Annotated in this window: 29 protein-coding genes; 2 read left to right on the forward strand and 27 right to left on the reverse strand. The window is 44.2% G+C overall.

Annotated elements, in window-relative coordinates:
* Position 1: 1 nt before the first annotated feature.
* From NTX44_03195 to NTX44_03290, 20 genes are all read right to left on the reverse strand, one after another.
* Positions 2-472 carry a four helix bundle protein gene (locus NTX44_03195; protein MCX6120610.1) on the reverse strand — a complete coding sequence of 157 codons (471 nt, stop codon included), beginning with the start codon at positions 470-472 and terminating at the stop codon, positions 2-4.
* Positions 459-2,210 carry a DNA repair protein RecN gene (recN, locus tag NTX44_03200; GenBank protein MCX6120611.1) on the reverse strand — a complete coding sequence of 584 codons (1,752 nt, stop codon included), beginning with the start codon at positions 2,208-2,210 and terminating at the stop codon, positions 459-461. Before recN ends, NTX44_03195 begins: the two co-directional genes overlap by 14 nt.
* 66 nt (positions 2,211-2,276) lie before the next feature.
* The gene (locus NTX44_03205) at positions 2,277-3,110 is read right to left on the reverse strand and encodes a hypothetical protein (protein MCX6120612.1); all 834 of its coding nucleotides are present in this window, start codon (positions 3,108-3,110) and stop codon (positions 2,277-2,279) included.
* Positions 3,110-3,451 carry a 50S ribosomal protein L19 gene (rplS, locus tag NTX44_03210; protein ID MCX6120613.1) on the reverse strand — a complete coding sequence of 114 codons (342 nt, stop codon included), beginning with the start codon at positions 3,449-3,451 and terminating at the stop codon, positions 3,110-3,112. Before rplS ends, NTX44_03205 begins: the two co-directional genes overlap by 1 nt.
* A 51-nt stretch (positions 3,452-3,502) precedes the next feature.
* Positions 3,503-4,180, reverse strand: coding sequence for a tRNA (guanosine(37)-N1)-methyltransferase TrmD (gene trmD, locus NTX44_03215; protein MCX6120614.1), 678 nt, complete (start codon positions 4,178-4,180; stop codon positions 3,503-3,505).
* On the reverse strand, positions 4,180-4,686 hold the full coding sequence (gene rimM, locus NTX44_03220; GenBank protein MCX6120615.1) for a ribosome maturation factor RimM: 507 nt from the start codon (positions 4,684-4,686) through the stop codon (positions 4,180-4,182). The genes trmD and rimM overlap by 1 nt, the downstream gene beginning before the upstream one ends.
* A 53-nt stretch (positions 4,687-4,739) precedes the next feature.
* Positions 4,740-5,009, reverse strand: a complete 270-nt coding sequence (locus NTX44_03225; GenBank protein ID MCX6120616.1) for a KH domain-containing protein — start codon at positions 5,007-5,009, stop codon at positions 4,740-4,742.
* Positions 5,010-5,234: 225 nt separating this feature from the next.
* On the reverse strand, positions 5,235-5,675 hold the full coding sequence (gene rpsP, locus NTX44_03230) for a 30S ribosomal protein S16 (GenBank protein ID MCX6120617.1): 441 nt from the start codon (positions 5,673-5,675) through the stop codon (positions 5,235-5,237).
* A 61-nt stretch (positions 5,676-5,736) separates the two neighbouring features.
* A complete protein-coding gene (ffh, locus tag NTX44_03235; protein ID MCX6120618.1) occupies positions 5,737-7,065 on the reverse strand; it encodes a signal recognition particle protein in 1,329 nt (442 codons plus the stop codon).
* A gap of 187 nt (positions 7,066-7,252) precedes the next feature.
* Positions 7,253-8,542 (reverse strand): GspE/PulE family protein, encoded by a 1,290-nt coding sequence (locus NTX44_03240; protein ID MCX6120619.1) that lies wholly within the window; start codon positions 8,540-8,542, stop codon positions 7,253-7,255.
* Between the two features lie 114 nt (positions 8,543-8,656).
* Positions 8,657-9,556 (reverse strand): ATP synthase F1 subunit gamma, encoded by a 900-nt coding sequence (atpG, locus tag NTX44_03245; protein MCX6120620.1) that lies wholly within the window; start codon positions 9,554-9,556, stop codon positions 8,657-8,659.
* A 3-nt stretch (positions 9,557-9,559) separates the two neighbouring features.
* A complete protein-coding gene (atpA, locus tag NTX44_03250) occupies positions 9,560-11,113 on the reverse strand; it encodes a F0F1 ATP synthase subunit alpha (protein ID MCX6120621.1) in 1,554 nt (517 codons plus the stop codon).
* Positions 11,114-11,228: 115 nt separating this feature from the next.
* Positions 11,229-11,777: an ATP synthase F1 subunit delta gene (gene atpH / locus NTX44_03255; protein MCX6120622.1), complete on the reverse strand. Its 549-nt coding sequence runs from the start codon at positions 11,775-11,777 to the stop codon at positions 11,229-11,231.
* A gap of 6 nt (positions 11,778-11,783) precedes the next feature.
* Complete coding sequence (gene atpF, locus NTX44_03260; protein ID MCX6120623.1) at positions 11,784-12,278, reverse strand: F0F1 ATP synthase subunit B; 495 nt, start codon at positions 12,276-12,278, stop codon at positions 11,784-11,786.
* A gap of 14 nt (positions 12,279-12,292) precedes the next feature.
* Positions 12,293-12,523 carry an ATP synthase F0 subunit C gene (locus NTX44_03265; protein ID MCX6120624.1) on the reverse strand — a complete coding sequence of 77 codons (231 nt, stop codon included), beginning with the start codon at positions 12,521-12,523 and terminating at the stop codon, positions 12,293-12,295.
* A 52-nt stretch (positions 12,524-12,575) separates the two neighbouring features.
* Complete coding sequence (gene atpB / locus NTX44_03270; protein MCX6120625.1) at positions 12,576-13,493, reverse strand: F0F1 ATP synthase subunit A; 918 nt, start codon at positions 13,491-13,493, stop codon at positions 12,576-12,578.
* A gap of 11 nt (positions 13,494-13,504) precedes the next feature.
* Positions 13,505-13,888: a hypothetical protein gene (locus NTX44_03275; GenBank protein MCX6120626.1), complete on the reverse strand. Its 384-nt coding sequence runs from the start codon at positions 13,886-13,888 to the stop codon at positions 13,505-13,507.
* Entirely contained in the window at positions 13,878-14,174 is a 297-nt protein-coding gene (locus NTX44_03280) for an AtpZ/AtpI family protein (GenBank protein MCX6120627.1), read from the reverse strand. Before NTX44_03280 ends, NTX44_03275 begins: the two co-directional genes overlap by 11 nt.
* Positions 14,175-14,206: 32 nt before the next feature.
* Positions 14,207-14,572 carry a polymer-forming cytoskeletal protein gene (locus NTX44_03285; protein MCX6120628.1) on the reverse strand — a complete coding sequence of 122 codons (366 nt, stop codon included), beginning with the start codon at positions 14,570-14,572 and terminating at the stop codon, positions 14,207-14,209.
* A gap of 9 nt (positions 14,573-14,581) precedes the next feature.
* The gene (locus tag NTX44_03290; GenBank protein MCX6120629.1) at positions 14,582-15,472 is read right to left on the reverse strand and encodes a M23 family metallopeptidase; all 891 of its coding nucleotides are present in this window, start codon (positions 15,470-15,472) and stop codon (positions 14,582-14,584) included.
* A 197-nt stretch (positions 15,473-15,669) separates the two neighbouring features.
* Here NTX44_03290 and NTX44_03295 point away from each other — a divergent pair, with 197 nt between their 5' ends.
* Entirely contained in the window at positions 15,670-16,098 is a 429-nt protein-coding gene (locus NTX44_03295) for a hypothetical protein (protein ID MCX6120630.1), read from the forward strand.
* A gap of 32 nt (positions 16,099-16,130) precedes the next feature.
* Positions 16,131-16,325, forward strand: coding sequence for a 30S ribosomal protein S21 (rpsU, locus tag NTX44_03300; protein MCX6120631.1), 195 nt, complete (start codon positions 16,131-16,133; stop codon positions 16,323-16,325).
* Between the two features lie 113 nt (positions 16,326-16,438).
* Here the strand turns inward: rpsU and NTX44_03305 are convergent, their stop codons facing one another.
* The 7 genes from NTX44_03305 to NTX44_03335 all read right to left on the reverse strand — a co-directional run bounded on the left by NTX44_03305 (position 16,439) and on the right by NTX44_03335 (position 21,555).
* Complete coding sequence (locus tag NTX44_03305; GenBank protein ID MCX6120632.1) at positions 16,439-16,954, reverse strand: hypothetical protein; 516 nt, start codon at positions 16,952-16,954, stop codon at positions 16,439-16,441.
* Positions 16,955-17,034: 80 nt separating this feature from the next.
* On the reverse strand, positions 17,035-18,006 hold the full coding sequence (locus tag NTX44_03310) for an aldo/keto reductase (protein ID MCX6120633.1): 972 nt from the start codon (positions 18,004-18,006) through the stop codon (positions 17,035-17,037).
* Between the two features lie 15 nt (positions 18,007-18,021).
* Positions 18,022-18,228 (reverse strand): hypothetical protein, encoded by a 207-nt coding sequence (locus NTX44_03315; GenBank protein ID MCX6120634.1) that lies wholly within the window; start codon positions 18,226-18,228, stop codon positions 18,022-18,024.
* Positions 18,229-18,274: 46 nt separating this feature from the next.
* Positions 18,275-18,778, reverse strand: a complete 504-nt coding sequence (locus NTX44_03320) for a thioredoxin family protein (protein ID MCX6120635.1) — start codon at positions 18,776-18,778, stop codon at positions 18,275-18,277.
* Between the two features lie 373 nt (positions 18,779-19,151).
* Positions 19,152-20,078, reverse strand: a complete 927-nt coding sequence (locus tag NTX44_03325; protein ID MCX6120636.1) for an SUMF1/EgtB/PvdO family nonheme iron enzyme — start codon at positions 20,076-20,078, stop codon at positions 19,152-19,154.
* A 21-nt stretch (positions 20,079-20,099) separates the two neighbouring features.
* Entirely contained in the window at positions 20,100-20,564 is a 465-nt protein-coding gene (locus tag NTX44_03330) for a T9SS type A sorting domain-containing protein (GenBank protein MCX6120637.1), read from the reverse strand.
* Between the two features lie 505 nt (positions 20,565-21,069).
* Positions 21,070-21,555 (reverse strand): hypothetical protein, encoded by a 486-nt coding sequence (locus NTX44_03335; GenBank protein MCX6120638.1) that lies wholly within the window; start codon positions 21,553-21,555, stop codon positions 21,070-21,072.
* Between the last annotated feature and the right edge of the window lie 37 nt (positions 21,556-21,592).

A 21,592-nucleotide genomic window follows, 5' to 3' on the forward strand; every position in this document is an offset into this window, starting at 1 on the left:
ATCAGGTTTTAGGCATTAAGTTTTGGGATTTAGGTAACTTTTTGTATTTTTTCTCGCTTCTTTCCTTTATGCTTGCAATAAAGCTGTTGAGCATTTTCTGTTCTTCGGAAAGTAATTGAAGCATAGGAAAAACTTTTTCTTCTGAAACAAGATTGATGTTTTCAACGATAGTCAATTGAGTTTCAAGTTCGTATGTTGAACCTATCGCAATTTCTAAGAACCTTTTAAAATCAATTTCACTATTCCGACTACAACCCTCAGCTATGTTTGATGGTATAGAAACAGCCGCCCGTTGAAGCTGAGTTTTCAGTCCGAACTTTTCATCTTTTGGCAATAGACTAGTAAGTTGATAAACACCAGTTACAATATCCATTCCCTTTTGCCATATTTTAAGTTCTCGAAAATTTCTCATCCCCGCACTCTTCTTCCTAAAACCTAAGACCTCTTGCCTAATCCCTTCATTTTTTCGCAATCAATTCTCTTGCACCGTTCAAACTCGTTTCGGTCACTTCTTCACCGCTGAGGAGTCTGGCGACTTCCTGGATGCGCTCTTCTTCTTCTAACTTACGAATAGTTGAAGATGTGCGCTGTTTTTTCTCGCTCTTCTCCACGACAAAATGGCAATCAGCAAATCCGGCAATTTGCGGCAAATGTGTGATGGCGATGACTTGATGGAATTGGGATAAACTCTTCATACTTTTACCCACTGCTTGAGCAATTCTTCCGCTTATACCGACGTCAATTTCATCAAAGACGAGCAGCGGCAGACGGTCTGCTTTGGCTAGAATTGTTTTCAGTGCAAGCATGATACGCGATATTTCACCTCCGGATGCGACCTTCGCCAATGGTTTCAAGTCTTCACCAACATTTGTTGAAAGGTAAAACTCAACAACGTCGATTCCGCTTTGTGTTGCATCGTACAATTCTCGTCCGAGTTTGACATAGGCACTGTTCGCTTTACCGTCTAATTTCCCCAGCACGCGATTGTCAATCTTCACATCGAACTGTGCGTTTGCAATACCCAGCTTGGCCAACTCTGTACACACCGATTTGCTGATCTTGCTGACCAGCTCCCGCCGTTTTGTTGAGAGACGCTGAGCAGCGGCAGAACAGCTTTTTCGTTCAAGCTCAATGTATTCATTCAATTTCCGGATTTCACTTTCGAAATTCTCCGCCATGGCAAACTCTTTACCAATCTTCTCACGATGTTCAATCACACCATCCAATGAACCTCCGTATTTTTTCTTGAGGAGTGTGATCTGACCAAGTCGTTCGCGAATTTGTTCCAGCCGCTCAGGATTAAATTCAATCTTAGAATTATAACTCTGAATAAACTTCGTCAATTCGCCGACAATCGCTGCCGCCGATGCACATTCATTCTTGATATCTTCAAAGGTCGTATCAATCGCTGCAAGATCTTCAAGCTGGTTGCGCGCTTTGAGCAATAAATCATACACCGACTGCCCTCCCGTGTTCTCAGAACTCTGCCGGGCTGTCTCTCCTTCGTAGAGTGATTGATAGAGTTGCGATGTCGCTTCATAAAGTTTTTCAGAGTTCTCTAAAATGCGCAATTCATTTTCCAGATCACCTTCTTCACCAGAACGCGGATCGACAGCATCGATTTCTTTTATCTGAAATTCATACAGATCGCGCTTTTCTCTCAGTTCTTTCTCTTTCAACGAAAGCGCACGCAATTCCGTGAAAAGCACCGTGAGCCGGTCGTAAGATTCGCGATATTCATCCACTAACGTATCTAAACTTCCGAATTCATCCAGCAAGCCGATATGCGTCTCTGGTCGCAGCAATGATTGATGTTCATGCTGACCATGAAGGTCAACAAGGTGATCACCGATTTCTTTGAGAACTGTGAGCGATACAGGTGAATCGTTCACAAAGCAGCGGGATTGTCCTTTCATTGAAACTTCGCGGCGGAGAATAAAATCTTCCTGCAATTCGATCTCATTTTGTTTCAGAAGTGCCTTCACTTTTTCGTTTTCCGCCATTCCGAAGATACCTTCGACAATAGCTTTGTCGCTTCCTTTGCGCACCACATCAGAACTTGCGCGATCCCCGAGTATGAGACTCAACGCATCGATAATAATAGATTTGCCGGCGCCGGTTTCGCCCGTGAGGATATTCAGCCCGCTCTCGAATTCGATTTCAACGGATTCGATAAGAGCATAGTTGCGAATGGTCAGGGATTTGAGCATACAGATTCGCTCAAATGTAAGGAAAAAAGATGGAATTTCAATGAAGGAGAATGTTTTTGCAGTAAATCAATTTTGCGACGGATTGCTTGTCTCAACATCAAAGAACAGTATCTCCGGCACATCGCCTATGACACCATGGAAGTAGGCATAATGAATAAACTCGGCTAAACTTTCTTCTTCCTGCTCGCCGAAATCATATGAGAACGATGAAATATAACCAGTCAATTCATGTACAGAAAGATTCTGCTGTTGTGCTACACTTTGTGCAATTTGTGATTTTAGAAGAATCCCGTTATTTTTTGCCGCGAGCAATGCCTGCGCTTCTGTTTTTGATAATTCTTCTTCTCGCCCAACCCAAAATCCATGAATGTACGGCAAACCGGTCAGGTCATTCCATTCTTCTACAAGATCAAGCGTGAACGTGCCTGTACGACCGATCATCTGCGGTTTATCCTGCACAATGAGGGCAGCATCAGCTTTCGCTAACATTGCATCAATATCCGGCATCATCGGAATAAATTGAAGCTTTGCATGCGATGGCTGGTTACGGTATTTTTCCGAAAGAATGATCTTTGCGAGAATGATTTCAGACGTGAATCGCACATCGATTGCAACACGCTCAATATTATGCAGGTTGGATTTGAGAACAAGCTGAATGGTGTTGGTCTGATTGGATGATGCGATGCAAATGTTCGGCATTATCCGGTATTCCCCGCCATGCCGCGCATAATCGATAGGTGACAAAAAAGCGTTCCGAATTCCTCCGGAACGCTCGCTGAGTTTAACTGCATTGTTTGCTGGAATATCTGTAACCACTTCAAACGGCGAATCCGTTCGATCCAATCCAAAGACGAGCGGCTTCAGATACAGTGCATCGGATACTGCAAGCCGCGATTTCATCAGGCATTCGTTTTTTGAGCAACTGCTTTCGTTGCCAAATCGCGAACATAATAGATTTTCGAGCGGCGAACTCTGCCATCTTTCACCTTCTCAATCTTTGCGACACTGGGAGAATGAACAGGGAAAATTCGCTCGACGCCAACGCCGTCAGAAATCTTGCGAACAGTGAATGTGGCATTGACGCTGGAACCACGCCGACCTATGACAATGCCTTGAAATTCCTGAATGCGTTCTTTATCGCCTTCCTTGACTTTCACATGCACGTTAACGATATCGCCGGATTTAAATTGCGGGACATCGGTTTTCAGTTGAGTTGCCTCAACAAGTTTTAATTTATCCATTTGTATTTCACTCCACTAAATCAAAGTACTGTGTATTATCTTCAATTATTTTTATGAAACAAAGCTGTCGCCGCGCAGACGTTTCGTTCTTCGTTCACGCTGCTCCTGACGCCAGCGATCTATTTCCTGATGATTTCCTGAAAGCAATACATCCGGTACAGTCAATCCGCGAAATTCCGCCGGCCGTGTGAATTGCTGACATCCAAGCAAACCATCCTGAAACGAATCCGTCAATGCGGATTCACCATCGTTTAACACACCGGGAATGAGCCGCACAACTGCATCCACTACAACTGCCGCAGCCAGCTCACCGCCCGTGAGGACATAATCACCGATAGAAACCTCACGTGTGACTAACAAATCACGAACCCGCTGATCGATGCCTTTATAGTGTCCGCACAACATTATTAAATTATTTTTCAGCGATAACTCCGTCGCGATCTTTTGCGTAAGCACATCGCCATCTGCTGACAGAAAAATAATTTCATCATACATGCGTTGTGCTTTCAACTCTTCCACACATTCAAAGAACGGTTCCGGCTTCAGTACCATTCCCGCACCGCCTCCAAAAGGCGTGTCGTCAATAGTATGATGTTTATCGTGCGTGTACGCACGGAGATCGTGAACAACGATCTCTACAATTTCTTTCTCCTGTGCCCGTTTCAAAATACTTTCCTGAAGCGGACTTTCCAATAACTTCGGCAATCCTGTAATAATATCTATCCGCATCAGTTAAGCAATCCATCTAAAGCGTGAATAGTGATGCGTTTCTTTTCAACATCCACCTGCCGAATAACCGCTTTGACAGCCGGAATGAGAATTTCCTGTGCACCTTTTTTAACAACCCACACATCATTCATGGGAAGCGAAAGCAAATCCGTTACCGTACCAACAATCGTTTGCTCTTCTGTCACCACTTCGCATCCAATCACATCGTCCACGAAGTAGGTTCCGTTTTCAAGCTCAACAGCATCTTCCTTCGGAATAAAAAGATACAGGTCTTTTAATTTTTCCGCTTCTTCAATCGTCTCGATGCCATGGAAACCAAGAACCACCTGCTTGGTATCGATTCTCACCTTCAGAATCTTCTTCCATTCTACTTTCGCCGCATCATATCCAAGCCACACTGCTGGCAGATTCTCAAATCTCCGTTTGTCATCTGTCAACGGCGAAATTTTCACTTCACCCCGAGTGCCAATCGGTTTAGAAATTCTTCCGATCGCAATTAAATCCATACAAATTCTTTGGTTTCAATCCCGAGATACAGGTCCCGGAAACGGATGACCATTCATCCTATGATATCCAGTACCGCTCGCTTACCTTCTTTTGCAGCGACTGCTTTTAAAAGCACACGCAGGGAAGTTGCCGTTTGACCATGTCTGCCAATAATCTTCCCAATATCTCCTTCTGCTACTTTTAGTTTGAAGATGTGATTATTATCTTTCTCTTCAAGCTCGACGATTATGCTTTCTGGATGATCCACCAGATGCTTTACAACAAACTCCAGAAATTCCTTCATCATTCCACCTCCCGCATAGGATAACGGCTGTGTGAGCATAATGACGGATCTTTTTTCCGTTCATTTCACAACCATTTCAATTGTGGAAACTGTGTTAGGGCTTTACCACTGCTCTAACTATGGATTATTGAACTAAAAGAAATTTTCAATATCCGTTCGATGGAAAACCATCAAGTATCCTCTGGCGTAAGGTCGATCCGTCTTCCACCAAAAGATCATGCACATCGTACTGCGCACGCGCGGAGTTCAGACTCGTTGATCGCCTTAAGCGGCTGCAACAGGAGCTTCAGCGGGTGCTTGAGCTGGAGCTTCTGCTGGCGGTGTTGCTGCTTTTTTCTTTCGCTCCGAACGCCGTGCTTTCCGGTCTGCTTCATGCTTTGGTTTGTCAACCTGAAGCATTTGCCAGCGTTCCATGACGCTCTTTACCGTTGCCTCATCTTTACCCTGGCGCGTAAGCGTCCAGTGCAGCCAGAAGCCGGTCCGTCTCAGCAACGAACGCACGGTATCAGTGGGCTGGGCGCCTTGCTTCAGCCAGTATTCTATTCGCGGTTCTTTCAGCACTAAAGTGATGGGGTTGGTATGCGGATCGTACTGACCGAGAGCTTCAAGGTATCCACCATCACGAGGAGAACGGGAATCCGTTGCAACTAACTTGTAAATAGGATGCTGCTTCTTCCCTTCTCTTCGCATTCGAATTTTTACCAATGTTGTTACTCCTCTGTTTGACTTGATTCTGTTACAAAAATAGTTGTTTTCATACTCTTCATTAATTCATTGGGAATTGCATACCGCGCATGGTACGGCGCATATTTCCTTTACTGAACCGTTTCATCATCCGCTGCATTTCATCAAATTGTTTTAGCAGACGATTAACATCTTGAACCGTCGTGCCGCTGCCGAGTGCAATACGTCGTCTCCGATTTCCGTTGATGATCGATGGCCGTACGCGCTCTTCTGCCGTCATCGATTGAATGATCGCTTCTACCCGAACGAGGCCCTTCTCATCAACCGTGGCGTTTGCCGGAAGTTTATTCATTCCCGGTATCATACTCATCATTTGATCCAAAGAACCCATCTTTTTAATTTCACGGAGTTGATCCAGGAAATCTTCGAAAGTAAATTGCGACTTCCGAAGTTTTTCCTCTAACTTGACAGCTTTTGCTTCATCAAAATGTTCTTGCGCCTTTTCGACGAGTGTTACTATATCACCCATCCCAAGGATACGAGAAGCAATACGCTCGGGATAAAACGGCTCCAAAGCATCCAGTTTTTCTCCAACACCAATAAATTTTATCGGCTTCTGGACCACACCACGAATCGAAAGCGCTGCGCCGCCGCGGCTATCACCATCAAGTTTTGTAAGAACAATACCGTCGAAATTCAAACGTTCGTGAAATGCTCTCGCTGTGTTGACGGCATCCTGTCCGGTCATTGCATCAACGACAAACAGAATTTCATGCGGTTGTGCCTTCTCGCGCACCGCTTCTACTTCCTTCATCATGTCTTCATCGATATGCAGACGCCCTGCAGTATCGATAATAACTGTATCGCGAACGTTTTTGCGTGCAAAAGTGATAGCATCTTCAGCAATCTTCACCGCGCTTGATCCACGTTCAGCGTACACAGGAATCTGAAGTTGTTTCCCCAGCATCTCCAGTTGATCGATTGCCGCAGGCCGGTGAACATCTGCCGCAACAAGCAATGGAAATCGTCCTTTGCTCTTCAAGTGGTTCGCCAACTTTGCAGAAAATGTTGTCTTTCCGGATCCCTGCAATCCCGCCACCAGAATAACTGTCGGAGGAGCTTGTGCTGTTGCAATATCTGCTTTCGATTCCCCAAGCAGCTTTACCATCTCCTCATGAATAATTTTGATGATGAGCTGGCCTGGAGTGATACTCGCAAGCACTTCCTGTCCTACGGCTCTTTTCTGAACATCTTCAATGAACTGTTTTGTAACCTTGTAATTGACATCAGCATCAAGCAGTGCTCGACGCACTTCGCGCAGGGATTCCTCAATATTTTGAGGTGTTATCTTTCCTTGTCCGCGAAGTTTCTTAAAAGCTATTTCTAACTTCTGGGTAAGACTTTCGAACATTCACTTTCCAGAGCCAATAATACAATAAAGCTTCTTTTGTCTTAGCATTACAAAACCGCTAGAACAAGAAGCTTCTACGACTTTACTAATTGAAAAATAGCGAAAAAAGGGGAGGCAATCAAGAAGTTATTTTGTGGATTTTCATTTCCACAAAAAGAGAGATAAAATCATTTTTTTTCTTATCACATTAACCAAGCACGCGTGTGATTTCTTGCAGAGTTGTTATGCCAGTGATTGCTTTACGCACTGCATCCTGCCGGATGCCTTGGAAACCAAAATTGGCTGCTTCTTCTCGCATAGCCAGGATCGATTCTTTTTGAAAGATCATATCACGCAACGTCGGACTAACTGTCACAATTTCACAAATTGCAGTTCGACCTTTATAACCGGTGCCCAAGCAATTCGGACAGCCGCGACCGCGGAACAACTTAAGATCAGATGATTCCATAGGAGCACCAACCATTTGGAGTTCTTCAGGCGAAAGCTGGTATTCTTCTTTGCAATTGGGACAAATTTTGCGGATGAGAAGTTGATACACAATTCCAACAACCGTTGAAGCGAGCCAATATGCTGGTACACCAAGATTGAGCAGGCGGTGAATTGCTCCAATCGCATCGTCAGCAAGCATGGTACTGAGCACAAGATTACCCGTGAGTGCGGCTTCACCGGCAACAATGCCGGTTTCCGCGTCGCGGATTTCACCAACCATAATAATGTTTGGATTCTGTCGAAGAATTGCTCTGAGCGCATCAATAAAATTAAATGATTTATCAGGAGGCAAATGCACCTGGCTTGCATACGGCAGGCGATACTCAACCGGATCTTCAACAGTAATCACACATTTTTCAGGAGTCGCCACATAGTTCACAGAGGCATATACCGTTGTTGTTTTGCCGCTTCCCGATGGCCCTGTGATTAACAGCAAGCCTCGAGGATTACGAAGCAATACTCTTAGTCGTTCAAGATTCTCTTTACTGAATCCAAGTTCTTCAATTCTGGAAATACTTGCAGTTTTGTGCAACAATCGGACCAAACACCGTTCACCCGAAAGTACAGGAATCACGTTGACGCGAAAATCAATCGCCTCATTTCCATAGACCGCCGAATAGCGCCCCTCTTGAGGTTTCTTTTTTTCAAATTGATTCAGCGTTGCTTTTGATTTCAGCACACTAATTAAGGAATCGTTCATATCAGGTGGGAGAGAGAGCAAACGTTTGAGCGTTCCTTCATGCCCTAATCGAATTTGCATTTCTCCTTCAATCGGTTCGAAATGGATATCATTCGCATTAGCTTGAACAGCTCGGGTCAGAATTTCTTCAACAATCTGATCAGCTGTGGGAAGTTTTCCTTGCCGGAACAAATCCCGGATCTTATCCTTTGAGAGCTCATTGACATCGATCTGTTCCAAGGAAATACGTTGCGGCCCTTGCACAGGTACTGTGCGCGGTTGGTTTGGTTGTTGCGGCGTGACTGCCATAACTCTTCTCCTCGAAGTGATGGCTCTATGAACCTATCGGAAAAGGTATTCCTAAATTCTCCAACAAGCAACCGCTCGCCTTGTTATTTACGCGAACGGTAAAACGAAAACCGTTTAACTTGCTTTTTTTAACGCCTCTGCTCCGCTGACAATTTCAAGCAACTCCTTGGTGATGCTTGCCTGCCGCGCTTTGTTATACGACAGGGTCAAATCACGGATCAGTTCTTTTGCATTCTCCGTGGCATTGTTCATCGCCGTCATCCGTGCACCTTCTTCGGCAGTGCTGGATTCCAGCAACACATGCCACATCAGGAAATTTAAATGCTTCGGCAGCAGCACATCGATAATTTCACTGCTCGATGGTTCAAAGATATAATCAACCTGAGCGAGTGCGTGGATGTCATTTGTCTTCTGAATTTGTTCTGGAGGAATCGGCAATATCTGCTCAACAATAATTCGCTGCTGAATAACAGACTTAAACTCGTTATAAATAACTTCCACCTTGTCGAATTCACCTTTGAGATAATCGTCTATTAATTGTTGAATGATCGTTCGCGCATAACCGATATGAAGATTTCCAAATAAACCGATGTGTTGAGCATACAGGTTGTAATTTCTCTTCACAAAGAAGTCGGTTGCTTTTTTCCCAACTGTAACAATGCGAACGCCGTCGGGCTCCTTCATGAGATTTGAATAATGAGTATTCACATGATCGACAGCAGCTTTGATAATATTACCGTTGAACGCTCCGCACATTCCCCGATCACCTGCAACCACTACCAGAACCACTCGCTTGATTTCCCGCTCGTGCAGCAACGGATGGATAGATGGATCAACTTTTGTGACAAGATGTCTCAGCAGCTCGTTCATCTTGCGGGCATAGGGACGCGCCGAAACAAGCGCTTCTTGTGCACGTCGTAGTTTTGCCGCGGCAACCATTTTCATGGCCTTTGTAATTTTTTGCGTGCTCGTAACGCTTGTTACGCGGCGCCGGATTTCTCGAAGTGTTGCCACGGGTTACTTTATCGTCCCTTTAAATTTCTGAACAAATTCTTTTGCGATACTGTGAAGCTGCGCGTCAAGATCTTTCGAGAGTTCTTTTGTCTCGGCAATAGCATTGAGTACATTGAGATATTTCATATCCATCATTTCGAGAAACTCTTTTTCGAACCGCTGTACTTCTGTCAATGGCAACTCGTCCAAATACCCGTTTGTACCGGTGAACATACTTGCTACCTGTTTTTCAACAGGCATCGGAACATATTGATCTTGTTTGAGCAATTCTACAAGATGCGATCCTCGACGTAATGTTTGCTGCGTCGATTTATCAAGATCTGAACCGAATTTTGCAAATGCTTCCAGTTCTCGATACTGAGCAAGATCCATGCGTAAACGTCCCGCCACTCGCTTCATCGCTTTGATTTGAGCGTTGCCGCCGACACGCGATACCGAAATACCAACGTTGATAGCAGGCCGTACACCGGCATTGAACAAACTGGGTTCAAGATAAATCTGACCATCGGTGATCGAGATGACATTTGTCGGAATGTACGCTGAAACGTCACCTGCCTGCGTTTCGATGATCGGTAATGCAGTGAGACTTCCACCGCCGAGTTGTTCATTGAGTTTTGATGCACGTTCCAGCAAACGTGAATGCAAATAGAAAACATCGCCCGGATATGCTTCACGTCCCGGCGGACGGCGCAATAGTAACGACATCTGCCGGTACGCCTGCGCGTGCTTGGACAAATCGTCATAGATCACAAGCGCGTGACGGCTTGAATCCCGGAAAAATTCGCCAAGTGTTGCGCCCGCATAGGGAGCAATGAACTGCATAGGCGCAGAGTCGCTTGCCGATGCATGGATCACCGTTGTATATTCCATTGCACCATGCTCTTCCAGCATTGCTACCACCTGAGCAACCGTCGATCCTTTCTGACCGATGGCAACATAGATGCAATAGACCGGTTTGATACCTTCCTTCTTTGCCTTTTCAGTGTGTGTATATTTTTGATTGATAATTGTATCAATCGCAATAGCGGTCTTTCCTGTCTGGCGGTCGCCGATAATTAACTCTCGCTGTCCGCGTCCGATCGGAATCATCCCATCGACCGGTTTGAGACCGGTCTGCAGCGGCTCTTTTACCGGACTTCGAGCAACGACGCCAAGGGCTTTACGCTCCAACGGAAGAAATTTATTTGTCTTAATTGGTCCTTTACCGTCAAGAGGTTGTCCAAGCGGTGTCATCACACGGCCAAGCATTTGCTCGCCAACGGGCATAGACGCAACTCGGCCTGTCCGTTTCACGGTATCGCCTTCCTTGATATGGGAAGTCTCACCAAAGATCACGCATCCGACATTATCTTCTTCTAGATTTAAAGCCATACCGAACACATTGCCGGGGAATTCTACCAGCTCGCTTGCCATGACTTTTGAAAGGCCGTAAATACGCGCAATGCCATCACCTATCTGCAGAACAGTGCCAACATCATATACATCTACTTCTTTTTCAAAACCGGAAAGCTGTTTCCGTAATATTGCCGATACTTCATCAGGTCGTACTTCTGCCATTTTCTTCCTCTATGTACTTTTAGCTCTTGGCTATGATCGTTGAGCTTTGAGCTTATTGTTCCTATTCTTATTTTTACTCTTAAATCCTTAACTTTTATTTTTAACTTCTAAATTATCACACAATCAATTCCTCCGCAAAACGCTTGCGGAGTAGTTCAAGCTGCTGCTTCACACTGCCATCAAACACTGTATCTCCGATGCGAGCAATAAACCCTCCGATCAGTTGTTTATCTAAACTGAGATCGATTTGTACTTTCTTTTTCGAGTATGCTTCAAATCGTTGTGTAAGCTCCATCGTCTGCTGTTGTGATAATTCCGCAGCTGTTTTAACGCTGACATGAACAATGCCTAACAGTTCATCCTGCAGTCGGAAAAAAGATTCAATGACACCCGGTAGAGCCTCTTCTCGTTCTTTTTCAACGAGCAGGGATAAAAATTGTAGTGTAAGCGGCTGAACCGATGAGCCAAAAGTTGCTTTGAATACCTCTTGTTTTTTATCCTTCTTGATGACAGGACTTTTCAAGAAACGTTGGAAATCGTGCGAGTCTTTAATGATTCGCTGGACGACAATGAGGTCATCACTTACCTTTTTCAAGATGTGCAATTCTTCAGCAGCGGTTAATAAAGCTTCAGCATATCGATTTGCTATTCGCAGATTTGCCATAGTCCGTCAATTCTTAGGAAGCTTATTAATCACGGAATCTGTAAGCTTCTTCTGCTTCTTCTCGTCTAATGTCTCTTCGAGAATTTTTTCTGTTGCCTTAATGGCAAGGTCGGCAACTTCAGAACGAAGCTGCAGCTTTGCCGCTTCAACATTGCGCTGAATTTCTTCCGCTGCCCGATTCAACTCTTGTTGTGCCTGCTGTTTTGCCTTTACCACAATTTCATCTTTTATTTTTTCAGCAAACGCCTTGCCTTCGCGAATCATTTTTTGATATTCTTCCTCAGCGCGGGCAAGATTTTTTTCGTTTTGTTTTATCATCTCTGCTGTTTCCGTCCGGGCACGTTCTGCCTGTTCTAACGCAGTACGAATTTGCCCTTCACGGTCTCCAAGCATTTTCAGGATTGGATTCCAAGCGTATTTTGCCAGTACGATCAGCAAAATAAGGAATGAGATAATCGTCCAGACAATAAGCCCCGGATTCGTGTCAAATAGTAACTCCATGGATCAATGTTCCTTTAGCTCTTCGTTGCAAGAATAATGCAAATCGCAAGTGCAAAAAATGTTGCACCTTCGATCAGTGCCGCGGCAATCAACATTGATGTACGCACTTCTGAAGCAACTTCCGGCTGGCGTCCGCTGGCTTCCATTGCAGCGGCGGCAAGTTTACCAATACCGTATGCTGCACCTAATATGACGAGTCCAGCTCCAAATCCTGCTGCTAAATACGCTATTGCAATTTTTTCCATTGACTAATCCTCCTAATGATTTTTATTGTGTGTGTGAAATGATTTTATTCTATTAATGAGTGTGACTTTCTTCATGATGTTCTCCTTGCATACCTAATCCCATAAACAACGAAGTCAGCATCGTGAAAACGTATGCCTGCAGAAAGGCAACAAAGAGTTCTAACATATAAATTCCAACAACGAATAACACCGACACAGGCGCTACGATAAATGAACGAAACATAAAAATCAAACCAAAGAGCGAAAGAATAACAATGTGGCCGCCGGTCATGTTCGCAAACAGACGCATACACAACGCAAATGGTTTTGTGAACAAGCCAAGAATTTCAATGGGAATCATAATCGGCCAAAGAAACCAGGGCGTTCCACCCGTTAGTTCTGCAAGATAATGTCTGAGGCCCTTAGCTCTAATTGCTGATATCTGAATCATGAAGAATGCGATAATGGCAAGCCCGGCAGTGACCATAATATTACCGGTTGCAGTCGCACCGAAAGGCACTAATCCGGAAAGATTCATAATAAGGATGTAGAAGAATGTCGTCAGCAAGTACGGCAGATACTTGAGTCCACCCGGTCCCATATTCGGTAATACGACTTCATCTCTGATGAAAATGATAATCAATTCCATCAGGTTCACAAATCCTCGCGGAACAAGGTTCTTCTTATACGATCGTGCTGCATACACAGAAGCGATGAGAAGCAGAACAGCGCCAAGAAGGAGGAAGAAGACATGTTTTGTCAGAGAAAGATCTAAGGTGATACCGCCTATCTGCATCGGTGCAAACTGAGGCAGCATGAGATGAATACCGGGTAATTCAACGCTATTCGAATTTTTTATATGCTCCAGCAAGTGCACGAAATTAAATCCTTCTCCATGCCCGCCGGAAGCATGCGCTGCTGCCGCAGTATCTGCAACTGTCTGAGCAGTGTGGTGAAGTGTATCAGCTATCAAAGAAGATTCAAAGATCAACGATTTCTATCCTATTTTTTTGAGGAAACCCTTTTCTGAAGATAAAAAATCTCCAGAACTAAATTCATGACATAAAAAAAGAGCAAAGACAACATTAATGATGCGGAATGAAAATTATATACTCGAATAAGAAGCAGCAACACGCCCCACATGAGCATGAGCCGTACCACCATTCCGCCTAACACATATTTTAAGAACGTCGTATGCGACCGTTCATACGAAATTTCAATCGCCACATACCCCAGCAGCAAATTGATGAGACTCATCACGCCGCCGGCAATAATACCGTGCAGGACTTCAGCTGTCGCAAATTCGGAAATCGGATAGTACGTTAACACAGCAGCGCCTGCGAAACAGAGAACTACCAGCCGCAGAAATGACCAATCAATCTTCATGCTTGTTCTTCGCTCGTTGTTTCTTTTCATCAGCTGTGATGGATGCTACTGTCTTAAAGAACTTTATAAATCCGCCGGTACTGCCGATGACGATGCCGACCAGTGTTCCAATCGGCGCAATGTCAAATTTATTATCAATCCAATGACCAAGAAAAAAAAACAATAGCACTGCTACGGCAAGCTGGATTCCCATGGTCAGGAATGGTGCAAAATTTCGAGAGATGCTTGGTACGCTCTCTTTTTTTTGTTTTAGGTTCGATTGCCGATTTGGAGATTCAGAGTCCATGGTGTGTCCCTGTTCTCCGCGGTTATTCCAGATTAATGCTTCACTTCGTATATCGGAACCTTTTCCGTCATCGAGACTCTGCCGTCAAAAATCGATCCTTCGTCAATGATAAGACGAGTGGCTCGTATATCGCCCCGGATAACCGATTTTCCTTCGAACACTATTTTTTCTGAAGCACTAATGGTGCCGCGTACTTTTCCGCCAATAGTGACATTCTTTGCCGTAATATTTCCTTCAATCTCTCCGGTGACGCCTACGGAAAGCGATTCACTCGCAGTTACCTCGCCGATCAGCTTCCCATCAACGCGCACATTTCCTTGGCTTCGAATCTTTCCTTCGACAACCGTTCCGGCACCGATGATATTCATTTCTTTAACAGGATCAAATTTTGTAGACACGCGCCACCTTTAGAGATAAAAATTTATCAAATAGAGGGATGGATCTACTGGAACTCCATCTTTCCAGATCTCAAGATGCAGATGCGGACCGGAACTCGTTGTTCCGGAATTACCGAGTGTTGCAATCGGATCTCCGCGCCGCACAAACGAACCTGAAGATTTCAGCAATGCTTGATTGTGTTTATAAAAGCTCATAAAACCGCCCGCATGAGAAACAATCACGATATAGCCACCATCGTACGTCCAGCCAGAAAAAACTATGCTACCGTCCGCTGCTGCAACAATTAAATTACCCGTCTTCCCGGCAATATCCAAACCGAAATGATTATGTTCCGGATCAAATCCCCTCGTCATATATCCTTCTGTCGGAAGGATAGCCGGGAACGAAACCGCAACTCTCGCATCTGGTTCAAGTTTCACAGATCGGGCAGGTATCATCTGTTGTACCGGGCTCATGAATGGCTGGACATTCGCAGCCATCTGTTCATCCTTGCCGATCTTATTCTTTTCTACGGCGGCTGTTCTTGGCACAGTTTTCACGACTCCAGAATCAGAAATCGTCAAATTTTCACCCATTGCCCGCCGCAACTTCATGTTGTAGGATCGCAACTCAACAAGTTGTTCCATCAAACTCGTCATTCGCTGGTTAAGCGAAATCAGTTCTTTGCCGTACTTATTTTCAAGCCCTGGGTTTGATAATGGGAAGATCTCACCCACTGGAGTATAAATAAGAATAAGCAGTACGAGCACAACCGCTGCCACCGCAAATGTTAATAATCCCGCAACAAATTGCCAAGGAGCTAATCGAAAGTTTTTCGCTTTACTGGCATCTTCATCCGGCACTAAAACAATGGTGAAACGGTTCTTTTTTGAACTATGGTGCTGACTTTCTGCTGCCAAAAGCTTCAACCTTTACTTCAAAAGTGATTCATTTGCGGCTAAAGTATAATAAAAAAAGGCTGAAAATCAAAATTTCTGCGGCTTGACTTACCAGCCAATTTTCCGTACTTTATAAGGCAGTTGGCGTACTCCTGTATCATTCATGCTGAATCAGCCAATCTGAAGTAGTCCCAAAAAAGATTTTATAGGGAATTAATATGGCAAAGACAAAATATATCATGCATCAATGTGCATACTGCCGGCGGGAAACAAAAATGGAATTCGTTGGCGGTCAGCCAACCGAGAATACCGGCACGGAGACCGTCAATGAGACTGTAAAAATGTGGTACCGATGCGGTAAGTGTAAACAAACTGCTTTATTAACTCTTTCTGTTGCCAGTCAGACGAAGAAGAAGGTTCAAGCTATCGCTCTCATTCGTGAACAATGCACTCCGTACTCCAAACAAAAGACATTTACCATCGGTGAACAGATTTATCACTCGGATTTGGATGATATGGGAAGAGTCGTTCGAAAAGATAAAATGTCGAATGGAATCCATTCTATTGTTGTTGCATTCGAGAAGCTTGGTGAGCGGAAACTGTTAGAGAATATTGCAGAAGAGGTAGTGGAAAACGAAGCTGTATAAAAAATGTAATCTTGAGCGAAGGAGGTGATTTCTTGGTCGGCATTCTTATTGGTGAAAATGAACCCATCGACCGTGCGTTACGACGGTTCAAAAAAAAGTATGAACGATCGGGCATTTTAAAGGAAGTGAAAAAACGTGCATTTTTCACAAAACCTTCGGTCAAGAAACGTATGAAACAGGCAAAAGCAATTCGCCGAACCATACGTGCGGCGTCAGAAGAACTTTAAACCTCCGTACACATTTTACTATGAAGCCCCTTCAGTGAAATACTGGAGGGGCTTCGTGCGTTTTGGATCACCTTCTATCTTACTATCAATTCAAGTATTTCCTGATTGACCTGCTATTCGCGTCGTTGTGCTATATTCATAAGATGCTGAATCGTCTGAAAATCGGCCGAACGCTGCGAATGCACCACCACCCACTGTTTCTCGCGACGTTCAAATACAAATGTTGTTGGCAGGTATTCATCCATGAGAATCCCGTTGAGCGTGTACGTTTGACGCAAGATAAAAAAAGCATACGCTCCATCGCCGTAGACTTTGACGTTCATGCTTTCTATCCGGTTATCATAATCTTTGATTCCAGGCAGGGCATGGCGCAGACGCGATTTTGTCGAATCGATGGGCTCGGTCATTCCCCAGTAGGTCACATAATAAACATCCTTCCCGAAGAAATTATCCATCAAGCTGTCGGTGTTTATGGAAGCACCGTTATATGCCCGTTTGAGTTCGTGGTGAAAATCAGCAATCTCTTGTTCAATCACTGCAGCATCTTCTGAGAACGAAGCAGTTGTTTTCTTTTTATCCGGGACACAGGATATGAAGAGTAAGAGAAAGAACAACGGAAAGATTTTCATTGCGAACTCCATTTTTCTATTTTAAGAAACAGTGAGCAATTTGTTATACGCAGGGTTTGCAATTCTCTTGAACACAGAGATCATCCTTGGTAGAAATCTCGTTCCCATGTATGATTGCGCAGTTCGGCAACGAGAGAATCACTCAGCTTCCTTCTGTCAGAAAGCAGGCAGTTCGCCTCAACATTGGAAATACTGCGCATACCGGGGATAACCGTCGAGACTGCCGGATGGTGCAGGCAAAACCGGAGAGCAAGTTCGGCTAATGTTTGAGCTTCTTCGCCGAGGAGTTTCTTGAGTGCATCTGCATGTTCGGCAACTTGCTGTTTCCGATTGTCGCGAAAGTAACTGTTGCGGAAATCGCGTTCGGGAAATTTTGTCTCCGCAGTAATATTTCCCGACAATCCGCCTTCATCTAACGGTACGCGCACAATAATGCCAATTTTATTTTTCTGACATAGTGGAAAGAGATTCTTCTCCGGTGTCTGATCGTAAATATTATAGATAACCTGGAACGAATCGACTAATCCGGTTGCAGCAACTTTCAGAGCATTATCTGGCTCATGATTATTGAGAGACATTCCAAAGAAATGAATTTTTCCTTGTTCCTTCAATTTGGCAACTGCATCCTGCCATTCGTTCTCTGCTGCCCAAGCATCATCCCACACGTGGAATTGTTGAACATCAATCGTATCAACGCCAAGGTTCTTCAAACTCATTTCCGTGCATTTGATGATGTGATCGAAAGGAAATGCCTCCTGCAGAGGTGTTCCCGGCATCGCCGGCCATTTGAGGTTCTTCGGCGGAATTTTCGATGTAACGTATAACCGTTCCTTCCGTTCTTTGATCACCTTTCCAACCAAATTCTCGGAATGCCCTTCACCGTACACTAATGCGGTGTCGATAAAATTCAAGCCGAGATCAATTGCTCGATGCAGCGCCCGAAGTGATTCATCATCTTTCGAACCCTGCCACATCGCACCGCCAATGCCCCATGCACCATAACCGATTTCTGAGATAGTAATTCCTGTTTTCCCGAACGCTCTGTATTCCATGTGTTTTTTCCCTGATTATTTCCCTTTTGCCAGTTTATTCCATGCGTCTTCGAGATCTTCTTTAGAATGCTTCGGAAAGAATTTACCATGCAACTGTTTCAGCTTTGCCATGGTCAGCGAATCAAGTTCTTCATCGTCGTGGTCCCGTTTTACCATCATCTCAAATCCTCGCCGCTCATCCGCACTCATTTTCATTACAACTGGCTTCAGTTTCTGAATCATCTTACGCTGTTCCACTGATGTCATATATACCTCGCAGATAATAAACCTACTTTGCCCACTTTTTCAAGAAGTTAAATACTTTTTTCTTATCGTGCCCTTTAATAGGATAATTCTTTGGATATTCTAATTCTCCCGTATCTTGTGAGTGCAAAAGCTTACCGTTTCTATCCAGCACAAAGAGGTGTGGATATCCAGGTACCTGGGGATATTTTGATAAAAGTTTCTGGTTCTTGTTCTCTTTGCTCACATTAATCTTCACAACAACATAATGCTTGTCTAAATATTCTGCAAGATCTTTGTTTTGAAGGAACAGACTATCGAGGCGGTGGCACCAGATGCACCATTCACCTCCGACATCGAGAAGAATACGTCTGTCCGATTTCTTAGCGAGAACAATTGCTTCTTTGATATCTTCTTGTGCATTTCGCGCCGGGTCAAACTTCTTGTGCTGCTCAGATGATGTTGGTTTGGCAGAGTCAGCAATTTGTGCAATAGCTAATGGAACAATCAATAAACTTATTGCCAATATCGATATGATTATTGTTTTCAAAGTAATTCCTTTCATGTAAATGAGCAAGCAAAAGGGAAAACGAAGAACGATTTGGTTTGAGTATATCGAGAGATAAGTCATCTGATATTCAGAAACACTTTATATTTGAACACGTCTGGTCATGAATTATCCTTATGACATGATACAAAATTGTACGTATCAACTCAACCATCTTTGATATTCCTCCTATTTGCGCAAGCTTGTTCTTCACAAGAAAGCGGCGATGTTTAATCTGAGGACGAGACAGACAACTAAAAGCCCCGTCGTGATGGCGGGGCTGGATTTATTTTTCGGTTAAGAGTTTTCGCAAGCAATTTTTAAAAATACTATTTATTCACTCGCTTCGTCGTAAATGGGTAAAAGAGTAAAAGCGTTAATCCTGGACGCAGCGGAAGCCACTGTTCCATTGGCGGACGTTCGGGAAGTCGCCGCCGTAGACGAAGATGCGGTAAGCCATCGCGCAGGTGCCCCCATCAGCGTCGAACGAACCGCCCTTAAACACCCGAAAGCTTTGAGTAGTCGATGGACCCTTAGGATCTGTCGTCCCGGACGGATACGTGCTGGAATACCAATCCCATACCATTTCCCACACATTGCCGCTCATGTCGTAAATACCAAGTTCATTTGCCATTTTTGTCCCCACGGTGTGCGTATTGATTGGGGAGTTTTGCCAACACCAAGCAACATTGTCAAAGGTGTTACTGCCACTATAGGTGTATCCCTGTGTGGAATTTCCTCCTCGGGCGGCGAAATCCCACTCTGTTTCTGTCGGCAAACGATAGCCGTTTGCTGTCCATTTCACCGCGTCTGTATTAATCACTGTCTCTCCCGTCCTATACACCGTGCTTTGTGCACTTGTGGTATAGTAAACAGGAGTTAGTCCATCTTTCTCCGAACGGGCATTGCACCATTTTACTATATCAAACCAATTCAAAGAGTCTACAGGATTATTCGTCCCAATCGGATTGTGACCATTCTTGCCTGCCGCCAAATCAGTATAACCGTTCGTCAATGCCCAGGTTCTTACTTCTGTCCATTTCTCAAATGTAACTTCATATTTATCAATCGTGAAACTGCTGATCGTGACAGGTGTTGTGCCGACCGTAAATGTGCCGCCCGCAACTGGGATCATACCGCCCAAAGGGGAAGTAGAAGAACCCGATTTGAATGAAATGCTCTTCACATCGGACAGAAACAAAGAATCTGTTGTTCCATTGTTTTTATTGATGAACATCTTTGTCTGAGAATATGCTGAAAAAGACATCCCCAAAAAGAGAAGAAATATAAATGTGCGCTTCATAATAATCTCCTTGGTGAATTGCTATTTGAGAAGGACTAGTTTCTTGACAAGAAATGCATTATTGAAATCAATGCGGCAAAAGTATGTACCGCTCGCAACAATGGTTCCCCCGTTGCTACGAGCATCCCACACTATGCTATGTGAGCCCGCCTGTTGAGTGAGGCTTGCCAGGGATCGAACAAGGCGGCCTTGAATATCATACACAGCTACGTTGACTTCACCGTTACGAGGAATATCATACTGGATAGTCGTCGTCGGATTAAACGGGTTTGGAAAATTTTGACGGAGCGCAAAAGAAGAAAGAACCGTCTGTATTAACTCTTGATCTCTTATGCTCGTAGGTAAATCAGAAAAGGAAATCTGGTTTATCAAAGAGATTGGATAACCGCGGATTGTTCCATCCATCTTCTCCACGAACAGCGAATCTGTTTGAGCGAGACAGATGGAGCTACAAGCCGTGAATAGTAAAGCAATGACACGTCGCATTGTTCCTCCGGTGATTGTTGGTGGGCTACATTGTACCGTTAAATGGCAACAAATTTGTTGTCGGGTGTGTAGGGGATCTTCTGAAGCAAATATTTTGCAGAATATTGCAAACATATTCGTTTCTCTGTCTGTGAATACGAGAGAGGCGCCTGCGACGACCCTCCTCGTCTTATGACCGTGTTGGTATGTGGTTGAAGATAGGTTGAATAAGGAAGAATAGCAAAGAAGATTCCCCGTCATCGAGCCGCTTGCTCATCACATAAGACTGACAATGCACCGCTTTACTGCTATCGTTCATTAAAAAGGAAAGTCTTCATAGTCATTGTAGTCATTTCCTCAATATCTGCTTTGTTTTCGATGCTTTTTAGTGGCTATTCGTAAAATGTAGATAGAGAGGATGGTCATTCTCCAGTTATCCTTACACGTAACCATTACTCGGAGAGTGTATGGTTTTGTGTGCTGGTTGTGATTCAATTATCTGGACAAGACAAGTTTAAGTTACAGATTAGGCACCTGATACACGTAAGGCCTTGCCATGGACAAGATAATGATTGATACGTGACTCCAAATCTTGCATGAATTTCCGGTAGTATTCCTCGGTGAATGATTCGATGAAAGCGTCACCTTCAGACCCAAGGCTTATATAGGAATATGTAATAATGGCTTCCGAGCCGTTATCAGACGGGTGAAGCTGGATTGTTAATTTGCATGCAGTTATCAATGGAGTGATCTTGAGCATTTCGACAAATCCAGTGCTAGGTTCATGTCGAGTGATATACCAAATATCATTATTCGGAGTTGCTGCCGTGGTAAATACACAATCTAACTCGGACACTCCAGAGTACGTGAGAACGGAGATTGGATCCCATCCATCAATCCAATCTGCCTCGCGGACTGGGCAAAGCAATGGAAAAACAGTCGAAGGATTAGCGACAAGGTGTTGCGTATAGCTTCGGGTAACTCGATTTGGCTTTGAGATTTTAATATTCAACCCTATTTAAGACAGGTGCTTAACGGATGAACTTCAG

This window comes from Ignavibacteriales bacterium (assembly GCA_026390575.1).
In the GTDB taxonomy this organism is placed as follows: Bacteria; Bacteroidota; Ignavibacteria; order UBA10030; family UBA10030; genus Fen-1298.